Source organism: Agromyces sp. Y575 (assembly GCF_059445445.1).
This window is the reverse complement of sequence record NZ_JCAIUI010000001.1, coordinates 1,138,049-1,162,056: the sequence shown is the minus strand read 5'-3', so window position 1 is coordinate 1,162,056 and position 24,008 is coordinate 1,138,049. Positions and strand designations below refer to the sequence as shown.

28 protein-coding genes are annotated in these 24,008 nt (G+C 67.8%); 16 read left to right on the top strand and 12 right to left on the bottom strand.

Annotated features, from left to right (window positions below; all coding sequences use genetic code 11):
- Positions 1–4: 4 nt before the first annotated feature.
- From AC1C2U_RS05530 to xseA, 3 genes are read right to left on the bottom strand one after another with little or no spacing between them, the layout of a single operon-like run.
- The gene (locus tag AC1C2U_RS05530; protein WP_495360696.1) at positions 5–646 is read right to left on the bottom strand and encodes a DUF4245 domain-containing protein; all 642 of its coding nucleotides are present in this window, start codon (positions 644–646) and stop codon (positions 5–7) included.
- The gene (locus AC1C2U_RS05525) at positions 646–894 is read right to left on the bottom strand and encodes an exodeoxyribonuclease VII small subunit (protein WP_495360695.1); all 249 of its coding nucleotides are present in this window, start codon (positions 892–894) and stop codon (positions 646–648) included. Before AC1C2U_RS05525 ends, AC1C2U_RS05530 begins: the two co-directional genes overlap by 1 nt.
- A 1-nt stretch (position 895) precedes the next feature.
- Complete coding sequence (gene xseA / locus AC1C2U_RS05520; RefSeq protein WP_495360694.1) at positions 896–2,185, bottom strand: exodeoxyribonuclease VII large subunit; 1,290 nt, start codon at positions 2,183–2,185, stop codon at positions 896–898.
- Between the two features lie 87 nt (positions 2,186–2,272).
- Between xseA and AC1C2U_RS05515 the strand changes: the two genes are divergently transcribed.
- Positions 2,273–3,313 carry a 4-hydroxy-3-methylbut-2-enyl diphosphate reductase gene (locus AC1C2U_RS05515; RefSeq protein ID WP_495360846.1) on the top strand — a complete coding sequence of 347 codons (1,041 nt, stop codon included), beginning with the start codon at positions 2,273–2,275 and terminating at the stop codon, positions 3,311–3,313.
- A 97-nt stretch (positions 3,314–3,410) separates the two neighbouring features.
- Here AC1C2U_RS05515 and AC1C2U_RS05510 read toward each other — a convergent pair whose 3' ends face one another.
- Positions 3,411–4,061 (bottom strand): DUF6264 family protein, encoded by a 651-nt coding sequence (locus tag AC1C2U_RS05510; RefSeq protein ID WP_495360693.1) that lies wholly within the window; start codon positions 4,059–4,061, stop codon positions 3,411–3,413.
- Positions 4,062–4,068: 7 nt separating this feature from the next.
- Positions 4,069–5,100: a class II fructose-bisphosphate aldolase gene (gene fbaA, locus AC1C2U_RS05505; protein WP_495360692.1), complete on the bottom strand. Its 1,032-nt coding sequence runs from the start codon at positions 5,098–5,100 to the stop codon at positions 4,069–4,071.
- Positions 5,101–5,228: 128 nt separating this feature from the next.
- On the opposite strand from fbaA, the gene AC1C2U_RS05500 reads away from it, so the two are divergent.
- The 4 genes from AC1C2U_RS05500 to AC1C2U_RS05485 all read left to right on the top strand — a co-directional run bounded on the left by AC1C2U_RS05500 (position 5,229) and on the right by AC1C2U_RS05485 (position 9,251).
- The gene (locus AC1C2U_RS05500) at positions 5,229–6,206 is read left to right on the top strand and encodes a fructose-bisphosphatase class II (protein WP_495360691.1); all 978 of its coding nucleotides are present in this window, start codon (positions 5,229–5,231) and stop codon (positions 6,204–6,206) included.
- 149 nt (positions 6,207–6,355) lie between these two features.
- The gene (glpX, locus tag AC1C2U_RS05495) at positions 6,356–7,357 is read left to right on the top strand and encodes a class II fructose-bisphosphatase (RefSeq protein WP_495360690.1); all 1,002 of its coding nucleotides are present in this window, start codon (positions 6,356–6,358) and stop codon (positions 7,355–7,357) included.
- A 78-nt stretch (positions 7,358–7,435) separates the two neighbouring features.
- The gene (locus tag AC1C2U_RS05490) at positions 7,436–8,779 is read left to right on the top strand and encodes an MFS transporter (protein WP_495360689.1); all 1,344 of its coding nucleotides are present in this window, start codon (positions 7,436–7,438) and stop codon (positions 8,777–8,779) included.
- A gap of 76 nt (positions 8,780–8,855) precedes the next feature.
- On the top strand, positions 8,856–9,251 hold the full coding sequence (locus tag AC1C2U_RS05485) for a VOC family protein (protein ID WP_495360688.1): 396 nt from the start codon (positions 8,856–8,858) through the stop codon (positions 9,249–9,251).
- A 6-nt stretch (positions 9,252–9,257) separates the two neighbouring features.
- Here AC1C2U_RS05485 and AC1C2U_RS05480 read toward each other — a convergent pair whose 3' ends face one another.
- Positions 9,258–10,130 (bottom strand): serine hydrolase, encoded by an 873-nt coding sequence (locus tag AC1C2U_RS05480; RefSeq protein WP_495360687.1) that lies wholly within the window; start codon positions 10,128–10,130, stop codon positions 9,258–9,260.
- A 179-nt stretch (positions 10,131–10,309) separates the two neighbouring features.
- Between AC1C2U_RS05480 and AC1C2U_RS05475 the strand changes: the two genes are divergently transcribed.
- Positions 10,310–11,260, top strand: coding sequence for a S66 peptidase family protein (locus tag AC1C2U_RS05475; protein WP_495360686.1), 951 nt, complete (start codon positions 10,310–10,312; stop codon positions 11,258–11,260).
- Positions 11,261–11,342: 82 nt separating this feature from the next.
- Positions 11,343–11,975 carry a MurR/RpiR family transcriptional regulator gene (locus AC1C2U_RS05470; protein WP_495360685.1) on the top strand — a complete coding sequence of 211 codons (633 nt, stop codon included), beginning with the start codon at positions 11,343–11,345 and terminating at the stop codon, positions 11,973–11,975.
- Between the two features lie 37 nt (positions 11,976–12,012).
- On the opposite strand, the gene AC1C2U_RS05465 is transcribed toward AC1C2U_RS05470, so the two are convergent.
- Together AC1C2U_RS05465 and AC1C2U_RS05460 are read right to left on the bottom strand one after the other, a co-directional pair.
- Positions 12,013–13,413 carry a DNA recombination protein RmuC gene (locus AC1C2U_RS05465; protein ID WP_495360684.1) on the bottom strand — a complete coding sequence of 467 codons (1,401 nt, stop codon included), beginning with the start codon at positions 13,411–13,413 and terminating at the stop codon, positions 12,013–12,015.
- Between the two features lie 188 nt (positions 13,414–13,601).
- Positions 13,602–14,219 carry a 3'-5' exonuclease gene (locus AC1C2U_RS05460; RefSeq protein ID WP_495360683.1) on the bottom strand — a complete coding sequence of 206 codons (618 nt, stop codon included), beginning with the start codon at positions 14,217–14,219 and terminating at the stop codon, positions 13,602–13,604.
- Positions 14,220–14,362: 143 nt separating this feature from the next.
- On the opposite strand from AC1C2U_RS05460, the gene AC1C2U_RS05455 reads away from it, so the two are divergent.
- The 4 genes from AC1C2U_RS05455 (at position 14,363) to AC1C2U_RS05440 (ending at position 17,771) form a co-directional block, all read left to right on the top strand.
- A complete protein-coding gene (locus tag AC1C2U_RS05455; protein ID WP_495360682.1) occupies positions 14,363–15,160 on the top strand; it encodes a class I SAM-dependent methyltransferase in 798 nt (265 codons plus the stop codon).
- Positions 15,161–15,188: 28 nt separating this feature from the next.
- Positions 15,189–16,094, top strand: a complete 906-nt coding sequence (locus AC1C2U_RS05450; RefSeq protein WP_495360681.1) for a DMT family transporter — start codon at positions 15,189–15,191, stop codon at positions 16,092–16,094.
- 6 nt (positions 16,095–16,100) lie between these two features.
- Complete coding sequence (gene ychF / locus AC1C2U_RS05445) at positions 16,101–17,174, top strand: redox-regulated ATPase YchF (protein ID WP_495360680.1); 1,074 nt, start codon at positions 16,101–16,103, stop codon at positions 17,172–17,174.
- Between the two features lie 222 nt (positions 17,175–17,396).
- Positions 17,397–17,771 (top strand): hypothetical protein, encoded by a 375-nt coding sequence (locus AC1C2U_RS05440; protein WP_495360679.1) that lies wholly within the window; start codon positions 17,397–17,399, stop codon positions 17,769–17,771.
- A gap of 154 nt (positions 17,772–17,925) precedes the next feature.
- Here AC1C2U_RS05440 and AC1C2U_RS05435 read toward each other — a convergent pair whose 3' ends face one another.
- Both AC1C2U_RS05435 and AC1C2U_RS05430 read right to left on the bottom strand, forming a co-directional pair.
- Positions 17,926–18,510, bottom strand: coding sequence for a DapH/DapD/GlmU-related protein (locus AC1C2U_RS05435; RefSeq protein WP_495360678.1), 585 nt, complete (start codon positions 18,508–18,510; stop codon positions 17,926–17,928).
- A 66-nt stretch (positions 18,511–18,576) separates the two neighbouring features.
- Positions 18,577–19,434, bottom strand: a complete 858-nt coding sequence (locus AC1C2U_RS05430; protein WP_495360677.1) for an SDR family NAD(P)-dependent oxidoreductase — start codon at positions 19,432–19,434, stop codon at positions 18,577–18,579.
- 103 nt (positions 19,435–19,537) lie between these two features.
- Between AC1C2U_RS05430 and AC1C2U_RS05425 the strand changes: the two genes are divergently transcribed.
- The gene (locus AC1C2U_RS05425) at positions 19,538–20,164 is read left to right on the top strand and encodes a TetR/AcrR family transcriptional regulator (protein ID WP_495360676.1); all 627 of its coding nucleotides are present in this window, start codon (positions 19,538–19,540) and stop codon (positions 20,162–20,164) included.
- A 386-nt stretch (positions 20,165–20,550) separates the two neighbouring features.
- On the opposite strand, the gene AC1C2U_RS05420 is transcribed toward AC1C2U_RS05425, so the two are convergent.
- Positions 20,551–20,895, bottom strand: a complete 345-nt coding sequence (locus AC1C2U_RS05420; protein ID WP_495360675.1) for a LysR family transcriptional regulator — start codon at positions 20,893–20,895, stop codon at positions 20,551–20,553.
- A gap of 146 nt (positions 20,896–21,041) precedes the next feature.
- Between AC1C2U_RS05420 and AC1C2U_RS05415 the strand changes: the two genes are divergently transcribed.
- Complete coding sequence (locus tag AC1C2U_RS05415; RefSeq protein WP_495360674.1) at positions 21,042–21,725, top strand: NIPSNAP family protein; 684 nt, start codon at positions 21,042–21,044, stop codon at positions 21,723–21,725.
- Positions 21,726–21,847: 122 nt separating this feature from the next.
- Here AC1C2U_RS05415 and AC1C2U_RS05410 read toward each other — a convergent pair whose 3' ends face one another.
- On the bottom strand, positions 21,848–22,075 hold the full coding sequence (locus AC1C2U_RS05410; protein ID WP_495360673.1) for a hypothetical protein: 228 nt from the start codon (positions 22,073–22,075) through the stop codon (positions 21,848–21,850).
- An 88-nt stretch (positions 22,076–22,163) separates the two neighbouring features.
- Here AC1C2U_RS05410 and AC1C2U_RS05405 point away from each other — a divergent pair, with 88 nt between their 5' ends.
- The 3 genes from AC1C2U_RS05405 to AC1C2U_RS05395 all read left to right on the top strand — a co-directional run bounded on the left by AC1C2U_RS05405 (position 22,164) and on the right by AC1C2U_RS05395 (position 23,866).
- On the top strand, positions 22,164–22,637 hold the full coding sequence (locus tag AC1C2U_RS05405; RefSeq protein WP_495360672.1) for an NUDIX domain-containing protein: 474 nt from the start codon (positions 22,164–22,166) through the stop codon (positions 22,635–22,637).
- Entirely contained in the window at positions 22,606–22,851 is a 246-nt protein-coding gene (locus AC1C2U_RS05400; protein WP_495360671.1) for a hypothetical protein, read from the top strand. The genes AC1C2U_RS05405 and AC1C2U_RS05400 overlap by 32 nt, the downstream gene beginning before the upstream one ends.
- Positions 22,852–23,050: 199 nt before the next feature.
- Positions 23,051–23,866: an alpha/beta fold hydrolase gene (locus AC1C2U_RS05395; RefSeq protein WP_495360670.1), complete on the top strand. Its 816-nt coding sequence runs from the start codon at positions 23,051–23,053 to the stop codon at positions 23,864–23,866.
- Positions 23,867–24,008: the final 142 nt, after the last annotated feature.

Here is a 24,008-nt window from a genome sequence, read left to right as displayed (position 1 = left end):
CCTCTCAGTTCTGCGCCTCGATCGTCGGCGTGAGCGCCGACGCGAGCGTCTCGAATTCTTGGGGAGTCGCGGTGCCGAGCAGCACGAACGTGCTGCCGCCCGCCTCGGTGGTGAGGCCGTAGCGGGCATTGCCGACGTCGGCGGCCGAGTTGCGGTTGTCGTAGACCGTCCACTCGACGCCGTCGATCGTGGTGGTGCCCGCGGCGAGTGTGCGAGCGAGGAGGGCGGCCGTCCAGGTCGGGTTCGCATCGAGCCCTTGATACAGCCCGATGAACTCGTCGCCGGGTGTGAGGTAGCCGACGTACCATGCAGTGACGTCGTCGGCCTGGCTCGTTCGCAGCTCTGCCGCGTTGGCACGCCACCCATTGGGCAGCTCGGGAACGGCGAACGGGTCGTCGCCGGCGACCTGCGCCTGTTGGGCGACGGATGCCACGTCGACGTCGCGCTCGATGGCCGTGTCGGTACGCGGCACGAGCAGCACGATGACGAGCACGACGATGAGGCTCGCACCCAGCGCGAGGAGCAGGTTGTTCAGATTCTGACGCTGCCGGTGATTCTGCGAGTTCTCGGCCTTGCGGGCTGCCGTCTCTTCGGGAGTCTCGGGTCGGCCGAGCTCGGCGACCACCTGGGGCGGGCGCGTCGCCATCAGCGGGCGCCGGTGTCGTCGGCAGCAGCGCGGGCGGTGCCGGCGCGAGCCGCGTCGAGGCGCGCCTTCGCGCCGATGAGCCACTCTTCGCATCGAGCCGCCAGGGCCTCGCCGCGTTCCCAGAGCGCGAGCGACTGCTCGAGGGTCGCGGAGCCCTGCTCGAGTTCGCCGACGACCTGCACGAGTTCGTCTCGCGCCTGCTCGTAACTCAGCTCGGCGACGTCGGTGGGGGTGGGCATGGCATCCATTCTATTCGCCGCTGCTGACAGGACCGATCGGCGGTGAGGCTGATGCCGACGACCCCACCAGCGCTTCGTCATGCACCGATGTCACAGCGCCGCGAGACACCGCTGCGAGCGACCCCTCGGCGAGCGTGAGCGTGAGCTCCGCGCCATCGGGCGCACCTGCGGGCCCCCGAACCACGTGGCCGTCGTGCCCCTGCACGATGGCGTAACCGCGATCGAGCGTCGCTTGCGGGGAGAGCGCGCGCAGATGCCCGCGCAGTTCCGCGACGCGGTGCGTCTGGCGGTCGATGGTGCGCTCGACGAGTTCGGCGCCACGGGCGACCCAGCGGGTGAGGTCTTCCGCACGCCGGTCGACGATCCACGAAGTCTCGGCCAGCGCCGGGCGCGAACGGAGGTGGCCGATGCGGTCGATCTCGCGGGAGAGGATCGCCTGCAGCCGCATGCCGAGGCGCGCGCGTGCCTGCTCGACCCGTACGAGCTCTTCATTCACGTCGGGCACGACACGTTTCGCGGCGTCGGTGGGTGTGGAGGCCCGAAGGTCGGCGACTTCGTCGAGCAGCGGGCGGTCGGCCTCGTGCCCGATCGCCGACACGAGCGGGGTGGATGCCGCGGCGGCCGCCCGCACGACGCGTTCGTCGCTGAACCCCAACAGGTTCTGGAAGTCGCCGCCGCCGCGCGCGACGATGATGACTTCGACCTCAGGGTCGGCGTCGAGCCGCTCGATCGCCGCCACGACCTCGGGCACCGTGCGATCACCCTGAACCGCGGCATGCACGACGCGGAACTCGACGGCGGGCCAGCGCAGGCGGGCGTTGCGCAGCACGTCTTTCTCGGCGTCGCTGTCTTTGCCGGTGATGAGCCCCACGACTCCGGGCAGGAATGGCAGCCGGCGCTTGCGCCCGACGTCGAAGAGCCCCTCGGCGGCGAGTTGCGCCCGCAGCCGCTCGAGTCGCTCGAGCAGGTCGCCGAGGCCGACGTGCTTGAGTTCGAAGACCTGCATCGACAGCGAACCGCCCTTGACCCACCAGCTGGGCTTGACGAGCGCGATCACCCGGTCGCCCTGCTTGAACTGCTCGTCGAAGCGTGCGCGCACCGACGACCACACCTGGAACGACAGGGTCGCCTCGGCATCGAGGTCTTTGAGCTTGCCGTAGACGTTGCCGCCCGAGACCCCCCACTGCGTGATCTCGCCCTCGACCCACACCGTGCCGAGGCGGTCGATGTACTGCTTGAGCTTGCCCGAGAGGAGCGCGACCGGCCACGGCGCATCGCGTGTCGCCGGTGCATCCGTCATCTGGGCCTCCCAGCCACCCGCCCGTCTCAGCCACGTAGGATGGACACCGTGACGAGCTTGACTGGTGCCCCGCGAATCGGCCTTGGCATGCCTAGAGTTCCGGGCGTGCGCGGCCGGCTCAAGGATAACCCGGTCCCCGGACACAAGCGTGTACTGCTCGCAGCGCCGCGAGGCTACTGCGCCGGCGTCGACCGTGCCGTGATCGCCGTCGAGAAGGCGCTCGAGCACTACGGCGCACCGGTCTACGTGCGCAAGCAGATCGTGCACAACATCCACGTGGTCACCGAGCTCGAGGCCCTGGGCGCGATCTTCGTCGAGGAGGTCGACGAAGTGCCGGCGGGCGCGCACATCGTCTTCAGTGCGCACGGCGTGTCTCCCGCCGTTGTGAACGCCGCAGCCGACCGAGGCCTGCACGCGATCGATGCGACCTGCCCGCTCGTCACCAAGGTGCACCGCGAGGCCGTGCGCTTCGCGCGCGACGACTTCGAGATTCTGCTCATCGGCCACGAGGGTCATGAAGAGGTCGAGGGAACGGCAGGCGAGGCGCCAGACCACGTCACGATCGTCAACAGCCCCGACGATGTCGACAACATCGAGGTGCAAGACCCCGACAAGGTCGTCTGGCTTTCGCAGACCACGCTGTCGGTCGACGAGACCATGGAGACCGTGCGGCGCCTCCGCGAGCGGTTCCCGAACCTGCAGGACCCGCCGTCCGACGACATCTGCTACGCCACCCAGAACCGTCAGGTCGCGATCAAGAAGGTCGCGCAAGACGCCGATCTCGTCATCGTCGTCGGTTCGGCGAACAGTTCCAACAGTGTGCGCCTCGTCGAGGTCGCCCTCGAATACGGTGCGAAGGCGGCCTACCGGGTCGATTACGCGAGCGAGGTCAAGCAGGAGTGGCTCGACGGCGTCGAGACCGTCGGCGTGACGAGCGGGGCATCCGTGCCTGAAGAACTCGTGCACGAGCTGCTCGAAGCGCTCTCCGATGCCGGCTACGGCGAGGTTGCCGAGGTCAAGACGGCTGAAGAAGACCTCATGTTCTCGCTGCCGAAAGAGCTGCGCAAAGATCTCGCGGGCAAGCTCGATGCACGGGCGCTCGGCGGGCGGGATCGCGCCCAGCGCTGACGTCGTCGCGAGCATCACCCGCTGCGAAACGGGTGAACGGGTGCTGAGCCTGATCGAGCAGTTCGCCATCGGCGGACACGCCCGGTTTCGAAGCGACCTACGTTTGAGTCGGGGTCAGTGACTGCAGGAACGCGGGGTCGCTCGCGAACACGATCAAGCCGACGATCAACACCACGAAGAACGCCGCGACGCCCGCGAGGAGCGGGATCCACCATGCCGATCGGCCGGCGCGCAGGCGCGTACGCGACCAGAGCAAGGCTCCGATCCACAATGCGAGCTGCAGGGCGATGCCGACGATGATGGCCGAAGGCACGACCGGGCCGGGAGTGAATTCGGTCGGTGCGTCGACGCCGAGCATCGACGCCGACAGCTTCGCAGACTCGAGCGCCGTGGTCGGCAGCTGGAAGAGCACCAGGCTGTTGTAGAGCGCGCCGAACACGCCGAACACGAGCAGTGCGATGGTCCACATACGGTCGATCGGGCGCGCACTCGGGGCGGAGACGCTCGCGCCGGTGCTCTGAGCGGCGGCGTGCGCGGCAGCCGCGGGCTCGGCCGCTGCATCCGGCGCCGCGACGGGGTCGACCGGCGGGGTCCACGTCCAACCCTCGGGGGCGTACTCGCCGTACTGCGGACGAGGCCGCTCGTCGCGCGATGACGGAGCGGCGGGTGTGTTCGCCGCACCGCCGCCGTGCGTCACTGCGGCGTCACCCGACTCGTCGGGCGTTCGAGCGGTCTCGTTCTGCGACATCCGGGCCTTACGCGCTGATCGACTGGGCGGCGGAGCCGAGCTGACGCGTCGACTCCCCGACGCGCACGGCCATGGCGGTCTCGGCGACCTTGCCCCACGCGCGCGGGTCGTACTGCTTCTTGTTGCCGACACCGCCGTCGACCTTCAGCACGCCGTCGTAGTTGTCGAACATGTAGCCGGCGATCGAACGTGTGAACGCATACTGCGTGTCGGTGTCGATGTTCATCTTCACGACTCCGTTGGCCACCGCCTCGGCGATCTCGGCGTCGGTCGAGCCCGAGCCGCCGTGGAAGACGAGGTCGAGCGGCTTCGCGGCCGTGCCGAACTTGGCCTGGAGTCCGTCTTGGATCTCTTTGAGGAGCGCGGGGCGCAGCTTCACGTTGCCCGGGGCGTAGACGCCGTGCACGTTGCCGAAGGTGAGGGCGGCCATGTAGCGGCCCTGCTCGCCGAAGCCGAGCGCCTCGACGGTCGCGATCGCGTCGTCGAGCGTGGTGTAGAGCGCGTCGTTGGAGCCTTCGTGCTGTACGCCGTCTTCTTCGCCGCCGACGACGCCGATCTCGACCTCGAGGATGGCGTTGATCGCCTTCATGCGGGGGAGGATCTCTTTCGCGATCTCGAGATTCTCGTCGAGCGGCACGGCCGAGCCGTCCCACATGTGCGACTGGAAGATCGGGTTGCGGCCGGCCTTGACCTCGGCCTCGGAGGCCTCGATCAACGGGAACACGAAGTCGGCGAGTGCAGGCTTCGGGCAGTGGTCGGTGTGCAGCGCCACGGTGATCGGGTAGTTCTTCGCGACCTCGTGGGCGAAGCGCGCGAACGCGAGCGCGCCGGTGGCGCGGGCCTTCACGGTGTGGCCGGCGAAGTAGTCGGCGCCGCCCGTCGTGACCTGGATGATGCCGTCGGAACCCGCCTCGGTGAGGCCCTGCAGCACCGCGTTGAGCGTCTGCGAGGAGGAGACGTTGAAGGCCGGGAACGCGAAGCCCTTGGCCTTCGCGGTGTCCAGCATCTCGGCGTACTGCTCAGGTGTTGCGATGGGCATGGTGCTCCTTCGGACGACAGTGGGGTTGGGGTCCAGTCTACCGACTTGCCGAGGGGTGCTCACGTGTCGGCCGCGGTGTCGAGGGGGCAGCGATGCCTCAGCGCGCTCGCGCACGGCAGGATGGACTCGTGACGACCGACCCGCTCCGCCTCAGCGAACGCGGACTCGTCGACGGATTCGGCCGTGCGACGGCTCTCGCCGCTCTCGCCGCAGCCCCGCTCGTCGGTTCCGGAGATGGGCACGGCATCGACGAGCGTGCGGTGAGAGCGCTCCGTTCGGCGCTCGGCCGGCTCGAGGTCGACGGCGTGGTCGTCGTCGGCGAAGGCGAGAAGGACGAAGCGCCGATGCTCTACGTGGGTGAGCGGTTCGGCCGTGCTTCCGATGGGTCGCCCCAGTCGGGGGTCGCCGTCGATCTCGCGGTCGACCCCGTTGACGGCACCCGGCTCGCGGCGGCCGGCGAGCCCGGCGCGATGGCAGTGCTCGCGGTCGCCCCGCGTGGCTCGCTCGCGACACTCGGCGCCGCCCACTACCTCGAGAAGCACGTCACGTGGCTTCCGGATGCCCCGGCCGGCGCCCCCGTCGATGAGCTCGTCGCCCGCATCGCGACGGCGCGGGGCGTACCTGCGAGCCGAGTGCACGTCGCCGTGCAAGAGCGGCCGAGGAACGAGCGGTTCGCCGCCGAGGCTCGGGCTGCAGGGGCATCCGTCGACCTCTTCGCGCACGGCGACGTCGAGCGGAGCCTGCGCGCTGCGCAACAAGGCTCGGGGCTGGATCTCGTGTCGGGTATCGGCGGAGCTCCCGAGGGCGTGCTGACCGCCGCCGCCGTGCGGGCGCTGGGCGGTTCGATGTGGGCGAGGCTCGCCCCGCAATCCGGCGCCGAGCGCGACCGGCTCGTGGCGGCCGGCATCGACCTCGAGCGTGTGTGGCCGCTCACCGCGCTGTGCGGGGCACCGGCGTGGGTGTTCCTCAGCGCTGTGACCGAGTGCGCACCCGGTGGGGCGGCTGTGGCCGGCGTGCGGTTCGCGCCGGATGGCAGCGCGCAGGTCGCCACCTGGTACGCCGGCCCGGGTGTCGGCCCGACCCTCGTCGAGTCGCGGCTTCCCTGAACGACGCGTTAAGAATGCACATTCTTTCATCGCCTTCGGCCTGATCCGAGCGGCTTTCCGCACCGTCGCTGCCTAGGCTGAAGGCGGACGATCGTCCATCCATGCCGGCCTCGACGGGCCGATCGCACTAGCGTCCGGGAGGACCCTCGATGGTGAGCACCGATACGGCAAGCCTGTTCTTGCACCCCGACCGCAACATCGCGCTCGAACTCGTGCGCGCCACCGAGGCGGCGGCGATCCGTTCGTACCCGTGGATCGGCCGGGGCGACAAGCTCGGCGCCGACGGCGCGGCGGTCGACGCGATGCGCGCATTCCTCGGCACGGTCGACTTCGACGGCGTCGTCGTGATCGGCGAGGGCGAGAAGGACGAAGCCCCGATGCTCTTCAACGGCGAGCGGGTCGGCAACGGCCGCGGCCCCGCGTGCGACATCGCCGTCGACCCCATCGACGGCACCTCGCTGACCGCGGCCGGGCGCCAGAACGCGCTCTCGGTGATCGCGGTCTCCGACCGGGGATCGATGCTCGACGCGTCATCCGTCTTCTACATGGACAAGATCGTGACGGATGCCGCGGGCATCGGCGTCGTCGACATCCGCAAGCCGATCGGCGAGAACCTGCGGGCACTCGCCGCGGCCAAGGGCAAAGAGGTCAACGAGCTGCGGGTGACGGTGCTGAACCGTCCGCGTCACGAGCAGCTCATCGCCGACATCCGTGCGGCGGGGGCAGGCACCCGCCTCATCAGCGACGGCGACGTCGCGGGCGGCATCAACGCCGCACGCTACGAGTCGCGCATCGACATGTGCGTCGGCATCGGCGGCAGCCCCGAGGGCATCACCACGGCCTGCGCGATCAAGGCGCTCGGCGGATTCATGCAGGGCCGGCTCGCGCCGGGCGACGATGCTGAGCGAGCGCGCGGCGAGGCGGCCGGCCTCGATTGCGACCAGGTCTACGAGCTCGACGACCTCGTGAAGGGCGACAACACCTTCTTCGTCGCGACGGGGGTCACCGACGGCGAGCTCCTCGACGGCGTCTCGCGAAAAGGGCCGATCATCCGCACCGAGTCGATCGTGCTGCGCGGCAAGTCGGGCACGATCCGGCGTGTGCGGGCCGATCACCTCGCTGCGAAGTGGCTCGTCGACGACGTGCTCTGAGGTTCAGCCGCGTGCTGCCCGCCCGTCGTTCGCTTTCGGCAGAGTGCGGATGTCGGTGCCGCCGCCCATGATGGATCGGTGACCACTGTCGACCGGCTGCCGCGGGCGCTCCGACCGTTCGGGTCGAGCCAGTATCGCCTGCTGACGGCGGCGCTCGCAGCATCGCTGCTGAGTGCCGGCGCCTGGATCGTCTCCGCGGTGTGGCAAGTGGTCGAGCTCGGCGGCACGCCGATCGATCTCTCGTTCGTCGCGGTGGGCTCGAGCCTCGGGCTCGTGCTCGCTGTGCTGTTCGGCGGGGTGGCCGCCGACCGCATACCCCAGCGACGCATCCTGCTGACCGTCGAGATCGTGCGAGGCGTCGGGTTCTCTGTCGCCGCGTTCCTCGCGATCAGCGGGCAGATCGAGGTGTGGCACATCGCCGTCATCTCGTTCGCACTCGGGTTGGCCGACGGCTTCTTCTATCCCGCGTACTCGGCGTGGCTTCCCGCGATCATTCCCGAGTCGCAGCTGCTCGCCGCCAACGGCATCGAGGGTGTGCTGCGGCCGTCGGTGATGAACGCCGCCGGGCCGGCGGTCGCGAGCGCGCTCATCGCGATGCAGGGGCCGTGGCTCGCTTTCGCGGTCGTTGCCGGCCTGCAGGTCGTTGCAGCGGCCGTGCTCGCGATCATGCGCACGACACCCGTGCGCCGTGAGCTCGACGGGCCGCCGGTGCATCCGGTGCGCCAGACGCTCATCGACCTGCGCGACGGCTTCGCCTACCTGCTGCGCACCCGCTGGCTCTTCGCGACGCTGCTGTTCTCCATCGTGCTCGTCTTCCTCATCATGGGGCCGATCGAGGTGCTCCTGCCATTCGCAGTGAAAGACCAGACCGGGGGAGGGGCCGGGGCATTCGCGCTCGCGCTCGCCGCGTTCGGTGTGGGCGGCGCCATCGGCTCGCTCGCCGTCGCCTCGATGCGGCTGCCTCGCCGCTACCTCACCCTGATGATCCTGGCGTGGGGCTTCGGATGCCTCCCGCTCGCGATCATCGGCTTCACGTCGCTGCTCTGGGTGATGGTCGTGGCGCTCTTCATCTGCGGACTGTTGTTCTCTTCGGCGAGCGTGGTGTGGGGCACACTGCTGCAGCGGCGGGTGCCGCCCTCGATGCTCGGTCGGGTGTCGAGTCTCGACTTCTTCGTCTCGCTGGCGCTCATGCCGATCTCGATGGCCGTCGCGGGCCCGGTCGGTGAATGGATCGGCCTTGCACCGACGTTCCTCATCGCCGGGCTCGTCGCGCCGCTGCTCGCGCTCGCGACGCTCGCGTTCGCCCGCCTCGGCAAAGACGAGCTCGCGCATCCGCTCGACGCCGAGGCCGAGGCCGACGCCGTGACCGGAGCGGAAGCCGTTGCGGGCTTCGAGCCCCCGGTCGACCCCGAGCGACGATAGCGCGAAAACGCCAGGGGTCGACGCCGGCATCGCATCGTGCAAGTCTGGGCACAACGGTTGCGAGGGGGAGACCACGATGGTCACGGTTCGAGATGCATTCCCGGGGTTCAGCGTCGATGACATCGAGGCGGCACGCGAGTTCTACGGCACGAAGTTGGGGCTGCCCGTCGGCGATGAACGGGGGGCGGGCGCGCTGCGCATCACGCTGCCATCGGGCCAGGGTGTGTTCATCTATCCGAAGCCGAACCACACGCCTGCGAGTTTCACGATCCTGAACCTCGTCGTCGACGACATCGATCGTGCCGTCGACGAGCTCAATGCTGCTGGTGTCGTGACGAAGATCTACGCGGCTCCCGACGATTTCGGCACCGACGAACGCGGAATCGCGCGAGGCTCGGCGTCAGGGCAAGGGCCCGACATCGCCTGGTTCACGGACCCGGCCGGCAACGTGCTCAGCGTGCTCGTCGGCTGACGCGCGTCACCCGGCGTTCGCGGTGGTCGCGGCCGATTCCTCGAGTGCGCCACGCAGTATCGTTCCGATAGCCGTCATGCGTGCGAGCACGGCATCCCGCCCGTCGACCGCGTCGCTCCAGTTCGCGAGCACTGCCCACGCGAGCCCGCCGCCGTCGGCGATATCGCAGACGCCGATGTCGATGCGTGCGGTGCTGATCGTGCCGGTCTTGTTGCGCAGCACGAAGCCGTTGTCGGGTTCGGTGTGGGCGAGCGGATCGACGCCGAACGGAGCGGCGACCATCGACTGGTCTGTGTTGAGCGCGAGCCAATCGAGCACGCGTGCCGAGACCGCCGGTGAGATGATCCGGCCGCGGGAGAGATCGGCCATGAGCCGTACGAGTTCGGCAGCGTTGCCGCGCGACAGGGTTGGCGGATGCTCCGGGCCGCGGTCTTCACGCACGCGGTCGAGCAGCGCCGAGCCGGTGAACCCGAGCGCCTGACTGGTCTGCCCGATTCGGTTGATGCCGAGTCGGCGCACGAGGACGTTGGTCGCGAGGTTGTCGCTGACTGCGCCGATCAGCGAGCACGCGTCGCGGATCGTCAGGTCACCGGCGTCGAGGAGATGCCAGAGACCGGAGTCGGCGACCAGGTCTTCCGGAGTGCGCTGCACGCGCTCGTCGAGGTCGAGCTCGCCGGCTTCCGCTCGACGTGCCGCTTCGATGAGGAGGAACACCTTGCCCACGCTCGCGGTCTTCAGCACCCGCTCAGCGTCGTGGGACCAGAGCACGCCGCCCGTACGAGCATCTGCGACGGCGGCGGACCACTCGACCGGCCCGAGGTTCTCGGCGTCGTCCGAGATCGCGTCATCGAGGCCCTGCAACGTCCACTGATCGGCCATGCCGGCTCCTTCGGGGGTCTGCGGCGCCGGAGAGTCGGGAAGTCATGAGTGCGCCTGTTACGCACCGTATCATCGAGCAACGCCCGCGCAATCGCCCGGCTTGATTCCGCACCCGTGCTCATCGATTTCGTGGTTCGATCGCCCCATCCGGGTTGTCGTTGCAGCAGAATGCGGAACGTATGCTTGCCACCCAACTGAAGGAAGAGATGCCCGCGATGACCGCCGCTGAACTCGGACCGCTCGCTCCCGGAGCCCGCGTCGCCCTCGTCACACCGAGCGGACCGCCACCGGCGGGGCTGCTCGCGCGCTCAGTCGACCTGCTGGCGAAATGGGGACTCGATCCCGTCGTGTACCCGAGCGCGACTGCAGCGCACCCGAGAGCGCGTTATCTCGCCGGCCCCGACCGGCAGCGGGCCACTGACCTGCAGGAGGCCTGGTGCGACGCGTCGATCGACGCCGTGTTCTGTGCGCGGGGTGGGTACGGATCGGTCCGCATCCTCGATCTGCTCGACCCTGAGTCACTCGCCACCGCGAGACCGAAGCCGCTGTACGGCAGTTCCGACATCACCGGTATTCACGAGTACTGGTTCGAGCACCTCGGCCTCGCCACCTGGTTCACCCCGATGCTGGCGACCGCCGACCTGCTCGACGATCCCGAAGCCATCTCGAGTCTCAGATGTGCGGTCTTCGAGCCCGTCGATGGCCGGCGTTACAGCGGACCTGCCGCCGAGACGCTCGTCTCCGGTGAGGCGAGCGGCCGACTGGTCGGCGGCAACCTCAGTCTGCTCGCCATGACACTCGGGGCTCGAGGGCGCCGGACACCCGACAACGGCGGGTGCATCGCGTTGCTCGAAGACGTCGATGAGGAGGTCTATCGTCTCGACGGGCTGCTCTCCTCGTTGCTCCGGGCGGGGTGGTTCGACGGGCTGGCCGGCATCGCACTGGGGAGTTGGAAGACGTGCGGCGAACTCGCCGAGGTGCGCGCCCTCGTGGAGGAGATGCTCGTTCCGCTCGGCATTCCGCTGGTCTGGGAACTCGGCTTCGGCCACGGGCCACACGCATCGAGCATCCCGCTCGGGGTGCGCGGCACGCTCCATGCGGGCGCTACACCGCACCTCGCGATCGGGTGAACCGGCGCACATACCCCCAATCCGGGGTGTCGCGGTTGTCCGCGCCGCGCCGACCGGGCACGATGGCATCGGAAGGGGTGACATGTCGCCAGAAGGTCTCGGAAGTCCTCATGAGCGGTTCGACGCGCGCCTGCAGCGCCGCTCCGCGATCCTCCTCAAGCGCCGCATCGTCGACCAGGAACGCGAGCACTACCTCGCCGCGCTGGAATGGGCGCGCGACGACGGTTCCTTCGAGCGCATCGCAGCGCTGATCGTCGCATCCCGTCGACGGTTCATCCTCGGCGCGGCCAAGTCGTTCACGTACGCGTCGCTGCTCGCGATCGACTTGAGCGCCGGCCTCGCGAACGTCACGCTCATGGACGGCACCATCGTGCGTCCGCTGGACGTACTGAGCGACGTACGCTCGACCGACGTGCTCGTGGCGATCTCGCTCGCGCGGTACCGCAGGTACACCGTCGACATCGCGCGTCGCTTCGCCGAGGCGGGCGGCACCGTCATCGTCATCACCGATTCACCGGACGCGCCGCTCGTGTCCGTGGCGCAGGAAACGTTGATCGTCAACACCGAGAGTGCGTCGTTCGCGAACTCGCCGACGACGGTTGCGCTCGTCATACACCTGCTCGTCACAATGACCACTGCCAGCGCGAAAGGCGCGGGTCGGCGTCTGCGAGAACGGGATCGACTGAGCGAGAGCCTCGACCTGTACTACGACTGAGATCTGTCACCCGACGGCCGAGTACCCGACCAGACCGTCAGATCGAACGGATGTCGGGGTCGAGCTCGAGGAGCGGTTCGCCCTCGGCGTCGCGTTCGTCGAAGGCGTCGGCGGTGTCGCCGCCCGTGACCTCGGGTGCCGTCAGCCGACGCGGCTGCTCGTGCACGGCAGCAGGGGTCGTGAGCAGCTCGATCTTCGTCTCGTCGATGCCCGGGAACTGTCGGGCGGTGACCAGCACACGAGTCTCGAGCGAGTTCGCAAACTTGTTGTAGCTGTCGACCGTGCGTTCGATGGCCTTGCGCAGCCCATCGGCGTGCCCTGCGAGGGTACCGATGCGCTGGTAGAGGGTGTTGCCCAGGTCGAAGAGTTTCTTCGCCTCGTTGGAGACGGCCTGCTGCTGCCACGTGAACGCCACCGTCTTCAGCACAGCCCAGAGGTTCACGGGTGACGCGAGCGCGACGCGCTTGCCGAACGCGTAGTCGAGCAGCGCCGGATCGGCCTCGAGTGCGGATGACAGCAGTGACTCGCTCGGGATGAACGCGATGACGAATTCGGGGCTGGCGTCGAGCCCCTCCCAGTACGTCTTCTTCGCGAGCGCGTCGATGTGGCCGCGCACGGCCTTCACATGGCGGTTCACGAGTTCTTTGCGACGGGCGCCTTCGTCGCCGGTGGCGGTGACGGGAATCTGGCTCGCTTCGAGGTAGTGCTCGAGCGGCACCTTGGCATCGAGCGGGATGGACTTGCCGCCGGGCAGGCGCACCACCATATCGGGCCGGCCGGAGCCGGCATCGGTCACGATGCTCTGCTGGGTGTAGAAGTCGACGTATTGCGTGAGGCCTGCGGCCTCGACGACGCGTCGCAGCTGAGTCTCACCCCACACACCGCGCGTGCTGTTCGAGCGCAGCGCGGACGCGAGCGACTCGGTCGTGGCACGCAGTTCGGCGCCGGAGACCTGAGCCTGCTTGAGTTGCTCGGCGAGCGAGCCGTACTGCTCACTGCGCTGGCGCTCGAGCTCGGTGACCTTGGTCTGCATCGTCTGCAGTGTCTCGCGAACGGGGCTGAGCGCCTGGAGCACTGCGCTCTCGCGCTTCTCCCGCTCGGTTCGCTCGGTCTGGTCGGTGCGCTGCTGCTCGACGAGGTCGCGGTAGCGGGCGCGATGCTCGTCGATCTGCTTTTCGAGGGCGTCGACAGTGGAGAGCGTCGAGGCGAGCTCGGCCTGCAGGCTCGCGCGCACCTCTTGCTCGTGGGCTCGCTGCTCGGCGAGCGCCGCAGCCTCAGCAGCACGGACCTCGGCGAGTTGCGCTTGGTGGCGTGCCTCGATCAGCGCGGGGTCTTCGGTGGGGGTGGCGGTGGTGCGGCGCTGAATGAGCAGCGTGGCCACGAGTGCGCCGATGGCACCGCCGACGATGAGGCCGATGACGAGGGCGAGGATGTCCATGTCGACAGTGTCGCAGGGGCTGCCGACATCGGGCGTCGGCGCGGGCGGAGCGTCTCGATACGTGGCCTCCTTCGTCGGTCGCTACTCGACCGGCGGCGGGGTCTCGATACGCTCGCTGGCGCTCGCTACTCGGCCAGCGGGGAGGGATCAGCGGGGAGGGGCCAGCGGGAAAGGGCAGAGAATGGTGACTACTGCAGCGCCATGGGGCCGTGCGCGGCACGATCATCGCGCGTGGCCACCGGCCCGATCGCGCCGATCTTCACGCGGGTGATGTGGGCGAGCCGGTCGAGATCGTCGACCTCGTGGCGAGTCGCGGCGTGCACGACGATCGCGGCGCACGCCTCGGCATCGGCGAGCGCGTCGTGATGCGAGAAGCCCTCGAAGCCCGCGGCCATCGCCGCGACCGGCAACCGGTAGGAGTCGAGGTGGTAGGTGCGCCGGGCGACCTGCAGGCTGCAGAGGTAGCGGAAATCGGGCACGTCGAGGCTGAATGCGGTCGAGGTCTTGGCGATGACGCCCATGTCGAAACCGGCGTTGTGCGCGACCAGCATGTCATCGCCGGCGAACTCCCGGAGCGCCGGCAGGTGCACCCGCCAGTCCGATGCACCCGCGACCATGTCGGGGGTGATGCCGTGGATGCGGACGTTCCACTCAGAGAACTCGTTGTGCGGGAACGGAGGGCGGATGTACCAGTGCTCGCGATCGACGACCTGCCCGTCTCGCACCTTCACGAGGCCGACCGAACAGGCGGAGGCGCCAGAGGAGTTGGCGGTTTCGAAGTCGATCGCGGTGAAGTCCAGTGGCACACAGGCATCGTCGCACGCCTGGCTGACACCGCCCGCCGCCCGCGCCGAGAACGCCGAGGTTGACGGATGCCCCGGGCAAGGCGTGGAATGGCACCACTGAGCGGGAGGTTCCCTTCGACGGGCTCAGGGAGGAGAGGTTGAGAATGCACGAGAATCCCGAGGCGGCTGCGGCGCGCGAGCACGGTCTCGTCGCCGACCCGACCGACCCCGAGACGCTCGAGAGTGCGCGCTCGTTCGGCGCCGCGGCATCCGTCTACCATCAGGCCCGGCCCGGCTATCCGATGGAAGCCGTCGCCTGGCTCATCGGCGATGCGACGCGCGTGCTCGACCTCGGCGCAGGCACCGGCAAGCTGACTGAAGCGCTCGTCGCGCTCGACCGCGAGGTGATCGCAGTCGACCCCGTCGAGGAGATGCTCGAGGAACTCGAGGTCGCGGTACCCGGGGTTCCGCGCATTCTCGGCACGGCTGAAGACATCCCGATCGAAGACGCCGCGGTCGACGCGGTCGTCGTCGGTCAGGCGTGGCACTGGTTCCAGCCCGATCGTGCGGTCCCCGAGATCGCCCGGGTGCTGAAGCCCGGCGGCGTGCTCGGCCTCGTGTGGAACAGTCGCGACACGAGCGTCGACTGGCAGCGCGAGGCGGGCGAGATCATGCACGAGCGGCATGACGCGAGCGCGACGTTCGAGAGCTACGCGAAGGTCGGGCCGCCGTTCGGCGAGATCGCCGAACACACCGTCGAATGGGGCGCACGGATGTCTCGTGAGGGGTTCCTCGACCTCGTGCGTTCCCGCAGCTACTTCATCACCGCGTCATCCGACGAACAGAAGGCGACCATCGCGGCCCTCGAGACGCTGCTCACGACGCATCCCGACCTCGCGGGCGCCGAGGAGCTCGTCGTGCCGTACGTCACCCGGTGCTTCCGCACCGTACTCGCGAAGTGAACCGCGGCATGCCCGTATCGTGAACGGGATGAATCGCGGACGGGCGTACCTGGCACTCGCGCTCGCCAATCTCTTCTGGGCGGGCAACTACATCTCGGCAGAGATGGTCACGGCCGAGATCTCGCCCGTCTCGCTCACCTTCTGGCGCTGGGCGTTCGCCGCGGTTCCGCTGCTCGTGCTCGCGTGGGCGATCGAACGCCCCGACTGGCGCGGCGCCGCCCGCGAGTGGCCGTGGCACTTGCTGCTCTCGGTGCTCGGTCTCACCGGCTACACCCTGTTCCTCTACAGCGGGCTCGGGCTCACCGGGGCCGTGAACGCCTCCGTCATCTCGGCGATCAACCCCGCGACGATCGCGCTCGCTGCGGCGATCTTCCTGCACGAGCGGCTGCGGGGCCCGCAGATCGCCGGTCTCGTCGTCGCATTCGCGGGCGTCTTGCTCGTGCTCACCGGCGGCGACGTGATCGCCGTCGTGCGGCAGGGCTTCCAGATCGGCGACCTCCTCATCGTGGCGGCCGTCATCTCGTGGTGCGCGTACTCGATCCTCTCCCGGCGACTCACCACCCCGCCGATCACGGCGACCGCGGTGCAGGCCGTGATGGCCGTCGTGACGATGCTGCCGCTCATCGCCGTCGTCGGCGTCACGCTCCCCGCCTCGACGGGCGGCGCTCTTGGGCTCGCGTACATCGTGATCTTCCCGTCGATGCTCGGGTATGCGTTCTGGAACCTCGGCGCGGGAGCGGTCGGCCCGGCCCGCGCCGGCATCTTCCTGAACCTGCTGCCGGTCTTCACGGTGCTCATCGCGGTGCTGCTCGGCCAGTCGCTCGAGCCCATCACGATGGCGGGCGGAGCACTCGTGATCGTCGGCGTCTACCTGACCCTCAGGGTCGGGCGACGCAGTCGAGCGGATGCCCCGGGCAGCCTGCCGGTACGATAGACCCCCGTGGCTCTCACTCTCGGCATCGTCGGCCTGCCCAACGTCGGCAAGTCCACCCTGTTCAACGCACTCACCAAGAACCAGGTGCTCGCGGCGAACTATCCCTTCGCGACGATCGAACCGAACATCGGCGTGGTGAATCTGCCCGACCCGCGGCTCGAGACGCTCGCTGAGATCTTCAACTCGGAGCGAATCCTGCCCGCCGTCGTCTCGTTCGTCGACATCGCAGGCATCGTGCGCGGCGCCTCCGAAGGCGAAGGGCTCGGCAACAAGTTCCTCGCGAACATCCGCGAGGCCGACGCCATCGCGCAGGTCGTGCGCGGCTTCACCGACGACGACGTCGTGCACGTCGAGGGTGCCGTCGACCCGAAGTCCGACATGGAGACGATCAACACCGAGCTGATCCTCGCCGACCTCGAGACGCTCGAGCGCGCCATCCCGCGCTTCGAGAAGGAGCTCAAGGGCAAGAAGATCGACCCCTCGGTGCTCGAAGCTGCGAAGGCCGCGCAGGAGGAGCTGCAGAAGGGCACGCCGCTCTCCGCAGCATCCGTCGACCTCGCGCCCATCAAGGAACTCGGCCTGCTGACGGCGAAGCCGTTCATCTACGTCTTCAACGTCGACGAGGCGGTGCTGACGGATGCCGCGAAGAAGGCCGAGCTCGCAGCGCTCGTCGCTCCCGCCGAGGCGGTCTTCCTCGATGCGAAGATCGAGTCCGAGCTCATCGACCTCGACCCCGCCGACGCCGCAGAACTGCTGGCCTCGACCGGGCAGGAGGAGTCAGGTCTCGACCAGCTCGCCCGCATCGGCTTCGACACCCTCGGCCTGCAGACCTACCTGACGGCCGGACCGAAGGAGTCGCGCGCCTGGACGATCCCGAAGGGCACGAAGGCGCCGCAGGCCGCGGGCGTCATCCACACCGACTTCGAGCGCGGCTTCATCAAGGCCGAGGTCATCTCCTTCGCCGACCTCGTCGAGACCGGTTCGGTCGCCGAGGCCCGCGCCAAAGGCAAGGCCCGCATGGAGGGCAAGGACTACGTCATGCACGACGGCGACGTGGTGGAGTTCCGCTTCAACGTGTAGTCGCGTTCCGGTTCAACGTCTTGGGCCAAATGTATTGCGCTTCCTCCTCGCAGCCTGGGACGAAGCGCTACCGCGTGAGCGACGGTGAAGATGCAGGGGTACGGCAATTTCTCGTGACTGAACCCGACGGCTACCTGATCCGTTTCAGAGCTCGGTCGACCGTCGCACTCTCGGTGACTGAATGATTTGCCAGGTGCTCTCGCCGTTCTTGCTTGGATCTTGATGCTGCGCGAGTCACAGAAGCTCCACGCCGTTTCCAGTGAGGGAAGCGAACGTGCTCGCGACCTCGTTGACCTCCAACTTCTCGACAAGAGTAAGGATCTCGACCTTGCACGGGTAGCCGCGACGTGCGTCCGGCTCTTCAACTACCGGCGGCAACGAACCTGGCCGCCGCTCATCGTCGCAGGTGACCATTGGGGCACTCTCTATGCGGAAGCAGTCGAAGGCCTCGACGTGTTGTCGTCCGTTGAAGAAGCCGTCGTCTGGGCCAGTGGTTTCGTGCAAGGCCTCGCAGAACTGGCTGAGTTGTTGCCGAACGTGGCAGGGCGAGAGCCATGGCCGACCACAGCCAGCGACGACCAAGAGAGGCTGCGCTGAGGTTGTTTAGTGACTGAACGTCGTGGAGTTCCGCTTCAACGGGTGAGTTCCGCTCGTGCAATAACGCTGCGCAGTCGATTGGCTGAGCGGAGTTGCCTAGTTTCCGCACACGATGAGCCAATACGACCGCATCGTTGCGGACAGTGCGCTTCGACTACCCGTCCGACACCGTGCCGACCTGCTTCGCTGGCACGCCAACGACCACTGCCCCCGCAGGTACGTCCTTCGTGACGACCGCACCCGCGCCCACTACCGCCCCATCGCCGATCGACACGCCCGGTAGTACCGTCACGTTCGCCCCGAACCACACGCCTCGGCCGATGACTACTCGCGCCGGGTGCATGTCAGCACGTCGACTGGGCGACATGTCGTGGTTCAACGTCGTAATGACGGCGTTGTGGCCGATGAGCGCGCCATCGCCGATATCGATTCCGCCCTGGTCCTGGAACCGGCAACCGCTGTTGACAAACACATCCTCACCGAAGCGGATGTTCTTGCCGAAGTCAGCGCTGAATGGCGGGAAGAGCTGGAAGGACTCGGGGACCTCGCGCCCGGTCAGTTCACTCATCAGGGCTCGTACCCCATCGGGAGAGTGGTATCGCCCGTTGAGCTCGGCGGTGATACGCAGCGACTCCTGGCTCGTGGCGTGCATGGCTGCGTGGTGCGGCGAACTTCCCGGGATCGTCTCCCCGGCGTTCAATGCCGCCAGAAGGTCGTCGAGTCCGTGAATCTCCACCATGTACCGACGGTATCGTGCCAATGACGGCACAGGAGCGGGGTGGGACTGAACCTTGGATCCCGGTGTTCACGACGGCCAGTTGAAGTCCCTGCCTTCACCGTAGGAATCGCGGCGGGAGGTGTACGCCAGGGCTGCATGCTCTCGTGCATCGTCACCGATCAGCACCCGCAGAGGGCGGTCGGGGTCTGACAGGTGTGCGACCAGCGCTTCGGCCGCAGTGCGCGGATCGGTGTCTGTCGAAGGCGCATCGGGGTCGACTGTCGGCCAAGGGATCTCCGCAGTGCCGAACATCGCATTGCGGAGATCGTCATACTCCGTTTTCGGGGTCGCGAATGACATGCTCGACCCTGCCCAGTCGGTTGCGAATCCGCCGAGTTGGGCGATTGTCACGTGGATCTTGAACTGTGCGACCTCGGCAGACAGGGCTTCGCTGAAACCTTCGAGCGCCCACTTGCCCGCGTTATACAGGCCAAACGTCGGCATCGAGCCGATGGCACCGACCGTCGAAATCTGCACGATATCGCCACCACCGCGGGCCCGCAGGTGTGGGATCGCAGCCCGACAGACCCACATCGCGCCGAACAGATTCAGGTCGAGATGATCACGGGCCTGCTGTTCGTCGAGCTCTTCGATGGCTCCGACGAGCCCGCCGCCCGCGTTATTGACGACGATGTCGATGCCGCCGAAGACCTGCGCCGCGTTATCGACAGCAGTGGCGACTGCGGCGGCGTCACGGACATCGAGCAGGATCTCCTGCACCGAGTTCGGGTGGCCGGCCTGCAGGTCCGCCATCGCTCCGGGGTGGCGAACCGTTCCGACGACGCGATCTCCTTGTTGCAGGGCTGCCTGCGCAAATGCCCGGCCGAGCCCGCGCCCGGCTCCGGTAATGAGCCAGGTGCGAGTAGAGCGTGACGCTTGGGTCATATTGAGTTCCTTCCAACGATACGGTTCGTCTCGTCAGAATATATGTGGCTGATCGCACTGTCAAGACGGTGCGTCTCGTCTCGCCGGGATGTAGCATGACTCCATGGCTTCCATCCCTTCGGGCCCCGCGCTTTCCGGTGCGCCTGGCCCCGACGTCACTCGGCGAAGCGACCGAGCCCGTCGGGCGATTCTCGACGCGACGCGGGACCTCGTTGCCGAGGTGGGATACACCCGGCTGACCATGGAGGGAATCGCCGCCGCAGCGGGCGTAGGCAAGCAGACGATCTATCGATGGTGGCGTTCGAAGGCCGCCGTGCTCTTCGACGCGATCCTTGATGCCAACTCGCAGGAGGCGGGCTTGGTCACGCTGCCGGATACCGGAGATTTCGAATCCGATCTTCGGTTGGTGCTCCGGGAAGCCGTCGCCGCACTGATCGAGCCGGCCAGCGACCGCCTTCAACGCGCGATAATCGCAGAGATCCAGACCGACATCGTGGTCGCCGAGGAACTGGTGCGTCGGCTGCTCCGCCCGCAGCTCGATGCGATCGCCGCACGGATCACGGTCGGTATCCGGGCCGGCCAGGTCGACGAGTCCGTGGATCCGGGACTGGCGGTTGAATTGCTGTTCGGGTCGATCTTCCACCGCTGGCTGTTGCGAACCGGTGACCTGGACGAGAAATTCGCCGACGGTGTGCTCACCATTGCGCTGACGGGACTACGGCCACGCTGAGGCGCATTCCTCAGAGGAGTGGTTTTGGCCACCATGCTCGGTGAGCCCATCGAAGCGTTCGTGCCTCGTCTGCCGAAACTGATGTGTCTTTGCGCCCGTCGATGAGTGCTGCCAAACCGTCGAGCGTTCGTTCTAAACCGAAGAACCAGGCGCTGTCTCCGCTCCAAGCGGGACTCTGCGCTGCACCGGCGGCTGAGCCGATGCGCGTTGCGCGGGGGTAAGTCGCCTGATCGAAGGCCTTCTTGAGCGCGCCTCCGAAGTGCGCAGTGAGCTGCTGACGTGACGCACCTTCCCGAGTTCAGGAGGCGTGCGGTCGTTCTGAACTCGGGCGGACTCCCTTGTCTGAGATCGCAGTGAGGACTCTCCCGCGTCAACGCACTCTCGGATCAGCGCCCCTGACGTCTCTTGTACGGCTTGGGCTGCCCCTTCACGACGGGGGCACGGCCCTTGCCCTTCGAGGCTTTCGCCTTGCCGCCGGCCTTCACCACTGGTGCCTCGGCGGCAACGGGAGCCGTGGCGAGCTCCGCCCTGGCCTCGTCGAGGAAGAGGATTCCGACCTTGGTCAGCTGGGTTTCGCCGTGCCGGGTGAAGAGCGGGTGCCCGACCTCGGATTCGAGTTTCTCGATCGACGAGTAGAGCGAAGCGAGCGGGATGCCGAGGGCGTCTGCGGCACGCGGGAAGTGCAACTCCTCGGCGACTGCGACGAAACGTCGAAGGAGGATGATGTTCACGGGAGCCTTTCGTCGGTCCGCGCGAATCGCGGCCCATTCTTCAGGTTACGCGGGTCGGTGTTCGTCACGTGAGAGCATCTGAATTGAGCGCGGCCTCCCATGACGGGAGCCGCGACAGCCCGCCCGACCTGAAATGAGCCGAACTCGTGATCACCGTGCACCTGCGATACGAAATCGACGCCGACAAGCTCGCCGAATTCCGTGAGTACGGCCAGCGTTGGATCCGCCTGGTCAACAAGCTCGGCGGCGTGCATCACGGCTACTTCCTGCCGAGCGAGGGCGACAGTGATGAGGCATTCGCGCTGTTCACCTTCCCCTCGCTCGCCCGACTACGAGCGATACCGGCTGGCCGCCGCCGACGACCCGGAATGCGTCGAGGCAATCCAGTTCGCCGCCGAGACGAAGTGCATCCGTCGCTACGAGCGGCGGTTCGTCTCGCCGGTCTTCGAGTGATGCGTCGATCGGCGAGCGCTGCGAACAAGAAGCGCGCTTCCACGGGCCGCTCGGTGTGGACCCTCGATATTTCGGATGATCCGAGTGAATCAGCGGACGAGACGGGGACGGGATCCTTACGTCGCCTTGTCGACGTACTTGCACCGAACCGCGCCGCCGTCGATGGGCTCCGTGCGGATTGCGACCTGAGGATCTGGTGGGACGGCGATTCTGATTCGACTCAGGGTGGATTCGTCATGCCCGCGATCTCCTGGCCTCATTGGGACAGCTCGGCATCGATGTATTCGGTACCGCCTACCTGGAGGATGAGCGTCTGCTCGACGGCCGTTGAAGCGCGCCTCGACCCGTTGCCTACTCGGGCTGGTCGTGACAGGTGACGTCGAGGATCCAGGCCAGCGGGTAGTCGTCGTTGCCACTCACGGCGGGCATCGTCTGGCCGGCGACGATGTCGTACATCCGGAGCGTCTGGACGAATCGACACTTCGTTCGCCGCCCGACGTCAGGCGACGTGCGAGGTCGAAGCACCTGTTCGGCCACCCAGCACTCGGCTGATCGCTTCGGGCGCTGCGGTGAAGCGCCCGGCCGCGCCGTCGGCGGCGGTGTACTGAACTCGGATGCCGCGGCCGATGCGTGTGAGCTTGGTGACCTCGTAGGTGGCGCCGGCGGCGTTGACGAGCGTGTCGCCGACGGCGAGGTGCCGGGTCTGTCGCAGTTCGATCGTCTCCATAGTGAGAGTGTCTCAGTAACCACTGACATTCCACGGCCCACCCGGATGTGCGTATCGCAGGGCACTTCGGATGTCCTAGCCTCGACGCATGCCCGCCTCCGAGTACGTCACCGAGATCCGTCGCCGGATCGGCACACAACTCCTGATGCTTCCCGGCGTCACCGCGGTCGTCACGAACGAACGCGGTGAGTATCTCCTCGCCAAGCACGTCGATGGCGACCGCTGGGGCTTCGTCGGCGGTGCCGCCGAGCCGCTCGAGGAGCCACGGGATGCCCTGATTCGCGAGGTATGTGAGGAACTCGGCACCGAGGTTGAGATCCTCTCGATCCTGGGTGCCTACGGCGGCCCCGAACTCGTGAACACCTGCGACAACGGCGACATCGTCGCGTACGTCACCACTGCGTACCGCTGCCGCATCGTCGGCACCCCCGACTCGCTCGAGGCCGACGAGCTCTCGGAAGTGGGGTGGTTCGAGGCAGCGGCGATCGCTGAACTCTCGCGGTTCGAATGGATCGACCGAGTCATCGCCGATGCGGAGCAAACCCCGCTCGGATCGTGGTGACCCGGCACAGTATCGCGTCGACGAGAACTGGATCGACCAGGTCGACGTCACCGACACCGCTGGCACCAAGACGCTCGCGTTCGACCTGATCGACGGCTGGGACGACAGTCTTCGCAGCCTCCTCGGCAACGCCGATGGTGCTGACCTTCCGGCGCATCCACGCCCTGCCCGTGGGGCACTCCTGGGACCGGGCCCAGGTGTCAACCTGCGGTGACGGCGGGAGCATCGAAGCAGCGACGGGCCTCGGCGACGCTGATCGCGATCGGCCCGGGCGGGCGGCAGCTTCGCAAGGGTCACGTTTCTCCGTGCCGAACGCGGTGGAGTTCCGCTTCGATGTGTGCCTCTCAGGTCGACGACTGAACGATCGGGCGACCGCCCGCGACGTGCGGCGCGTTGAGGTGTACTGTCGCGCTATGGCCGAGGTCGTCGTCGGCGGGGTGCGCATCGCGTACCGACGGCGCGGGCGCGGGGCACCGCTCGTGCTCTTCCATGGTGCATTCGAGGACTCTCGGGCCTGGGCGGAGGAGCTCGAGACCCTCAGCCCGTTCGTCGACGTGATCGCGTGGGATGCGCCGGGGTGCGGCGCCTCGGACGACGTGCCCCGAGGGTGGAGTGATGGGGACTGGGCGGACGCGGCATCCGGATTCATCACCGCCCTGGGCCTGAGGAGTCCCGCCGTCGCGGGTCTCTCGCTCGGGTCGATGATTGCGCTGCTGCTCGCCAGGGACCATCCTGCCTCCGTCGGCAGACTTGTGCTCATCGGCGCCTACGCGGGCTGGGGCGGGTCCCTCGATGCTGTGTCGCTGGAACAGCGCATCGCGGCGACGCGATTCACGCTCGAGCACCCGATCGAAGAGTGGGCCGACGACTTCCTCGATTCCGTGTTCGCGCCGGATGCGCCGCCGGAGCGTCGTGCTCGCGTTCGCAGCCTTCTCGGCGACTGGCGGCCCGCGACAACGCTGGCGCTGCTCGACGTGATGGTGCAGGATCTCCGGCCTGGCCTGCCGACGATCCGAACGCCGACCGTCGTCGTGCGTGGCGTCGCCGACGCGCGGAGTCCGCTCAGCGCCTCAGTGGAGATCTGCGAACTTCTTCCTGATGCGCGCCTCGTGGAGATCGCCCACGCAGGACACGACTGCTCTGGGCCGGAGCTCGACGCCGTACTCGTCACCGCGGCGCGCGACGCGCGCGCCTCGCCGCCGCCGGCCGGGTCGCGGCACGACCTGTAGCAATCGCCACGCCGGCTTGATCGGCCCAGTCGCGCCGGACTGGGCAAGATCACCCATTCGGCGAGGCAGACGATGTGAGCAGTTCACCCGACGCGCCATCCCGCCGCCGACAATTAGCCTCGTGCTCGAGATCTCGCTCGAC

Bases quoted from the DNA above. Each gene is read 5' to 3' on its own strand.
- AC1C2U_RS05485 (WP_495360688.1), top strand. From the start codon at position 8,856: ATGGTCACGGTTCGAGATGCATTCCCGGGGTTCAGCGTCGATGACATC.
- AC1C2U_RS05395 (WP_495360670.1), top strand. From the start codon at position 23,051: ATGGCCGAGGTCGTCGTCGGCGGGGTGCGCATCGCGTACCGACGGCGC.
- AC1C2U_RS05515 (WP_495360846.1), top strand. From the start codon at position 2,273: ATGCCTAGAGTTCCGGGCGTGCGCGGCCGGCTCAAGGATAACCCGGTC.
- AC1C2U_RS05410 (WP_495360673.1), bottom strand. From the start codon at position 22,075: ATGGAGACGATCGAACTGCGACAGACCCGGCACCTCGCCGTCGGCGAC.
- AC1C2U_RS05400 (WP_495360671.1), top strand. From the start codon at position 22,606: ATGCGGAGCAAACCCCGCTCGGATCGTGGTGACCCGGCACAGTATCGC.
- AC1C2U_RS05440 (WP_495360679.1), top strand. From the start codon at position 17,397: ATGCTGCGCGAGTCACAGAAGCTCCACGCCGTTTCCAGTGAGGGAAGC.
- AC1C2U_RS05450 (WP_495360681.1), top strand. From the start codon at position 15,189: ATGAATCGCGGACGGGCGTACCTGGCACTCGCGCTCGCCAATCTCTTC.
- AC1C2U_RS05480 (WP_495360687.1), bottom strand. From the start codon at position 10,130: ATGGCCGATCAGTGGACGTTGCAGGGCCTCGATGACGCGATCTCGGAC.
- AC1C2U_RS05470 (WP_495360685.1), top strand. From the start codon at position 11,343: ATGTCGCCAGAAGGTCTCGGAAGTCCTCATGAGCGGTTCGACGCGCGC.
- AC1C2U_RS05465 (WP_495360684.1), bottom strand. From the start codon at position 13,413: ATGGACATCCTCGCCCTCGTCATCGGCCTCATCGTCGGCGGTGCCATC.
- AC1C2U_RS05475 (WP_495360686.1), top strand. From the start codon at position 10,310: ATGCTTGCCACCCAACTGAAGGAAGAGATGCCCGCGATGACCGCCGCT.
- glpX (WP_495360690.1), top strand. From the start codon at position 6,356: ATGGTGAGCACCGATACGGCAAGCCTGTTCTTGCACCCCGACCGCAAC.
- AC1C2U_RS05510 (WP_495360693.1), bottom strand. From the start codon at position 4,061: ATGTCGCAGAACGAGACCGCTCGAACGCCCGACGAGTCGGGTGACGCC.
- fbaA (WP_495360692.1), bottom strand. From the start codon at position 5,100: ATGCCCATCGCAACACCTGAGCAGTACGCCGAGATGCTGGACACCGCG.
- xseA (WP_495360694.1), bottom strand. From the start codon at position 2,185: ATGACGGATGCACCGGCGACACGCGATGCGCCGTGGCCGGTCGCGCTC.
- AC1C2U_RS05455 (WP_495360682.1), top strand. From the start codon at position 14,363: ATGCACGAGAATCCCGAGGCGGCTGCGGCGCGCGAGCACGGTCTCGTC.
- AC1C2U_RS05425 (WP_495360676.1), top strand. From the start codon at position 19,538: ATGGCTTCCATCCCTTCGGGCCCCGCGCTTTCCGGTGCGCCTGGCCCC.
- AC1C2U_RS05435 (WP_495360678.1), bottom strand. From the start codon at position 18,510: ATGGTGGAGATTCACGGACTCGACGACCTTCTGGCGGCATTGAACGCC.
- AC1C2U_RS05530 (WP_495360696.1), bottom strand. From the start codon at position 646: ATGGCGACGCGCCCGCCCCAGGTGGTCGCCGAGCTCGGCCGACCCGAG.
- AC1C2U_RS05430 (WP_495360677.1), bottom strand. From the start codon at position 19,434: ATGACCCAAGCGTCACGCTCTACTCGCACCTGGCTCATTACCGGAGCC.
- AC1C2U_RS05525 (WP_495360695.1), bottom strand. From the start codon at position 894: ATGGATGCCATGCCCACCCCCACCGACGTCGCCGAGCTGAGTTACGAG.
- AC1C2U_RS05405 (WP_495360672.1), top strand. From the start codon at position 22,164: ATGCCCGCCTCCGAGTACGTCACCGAGATCCGTCGCCGGATCGGCACA.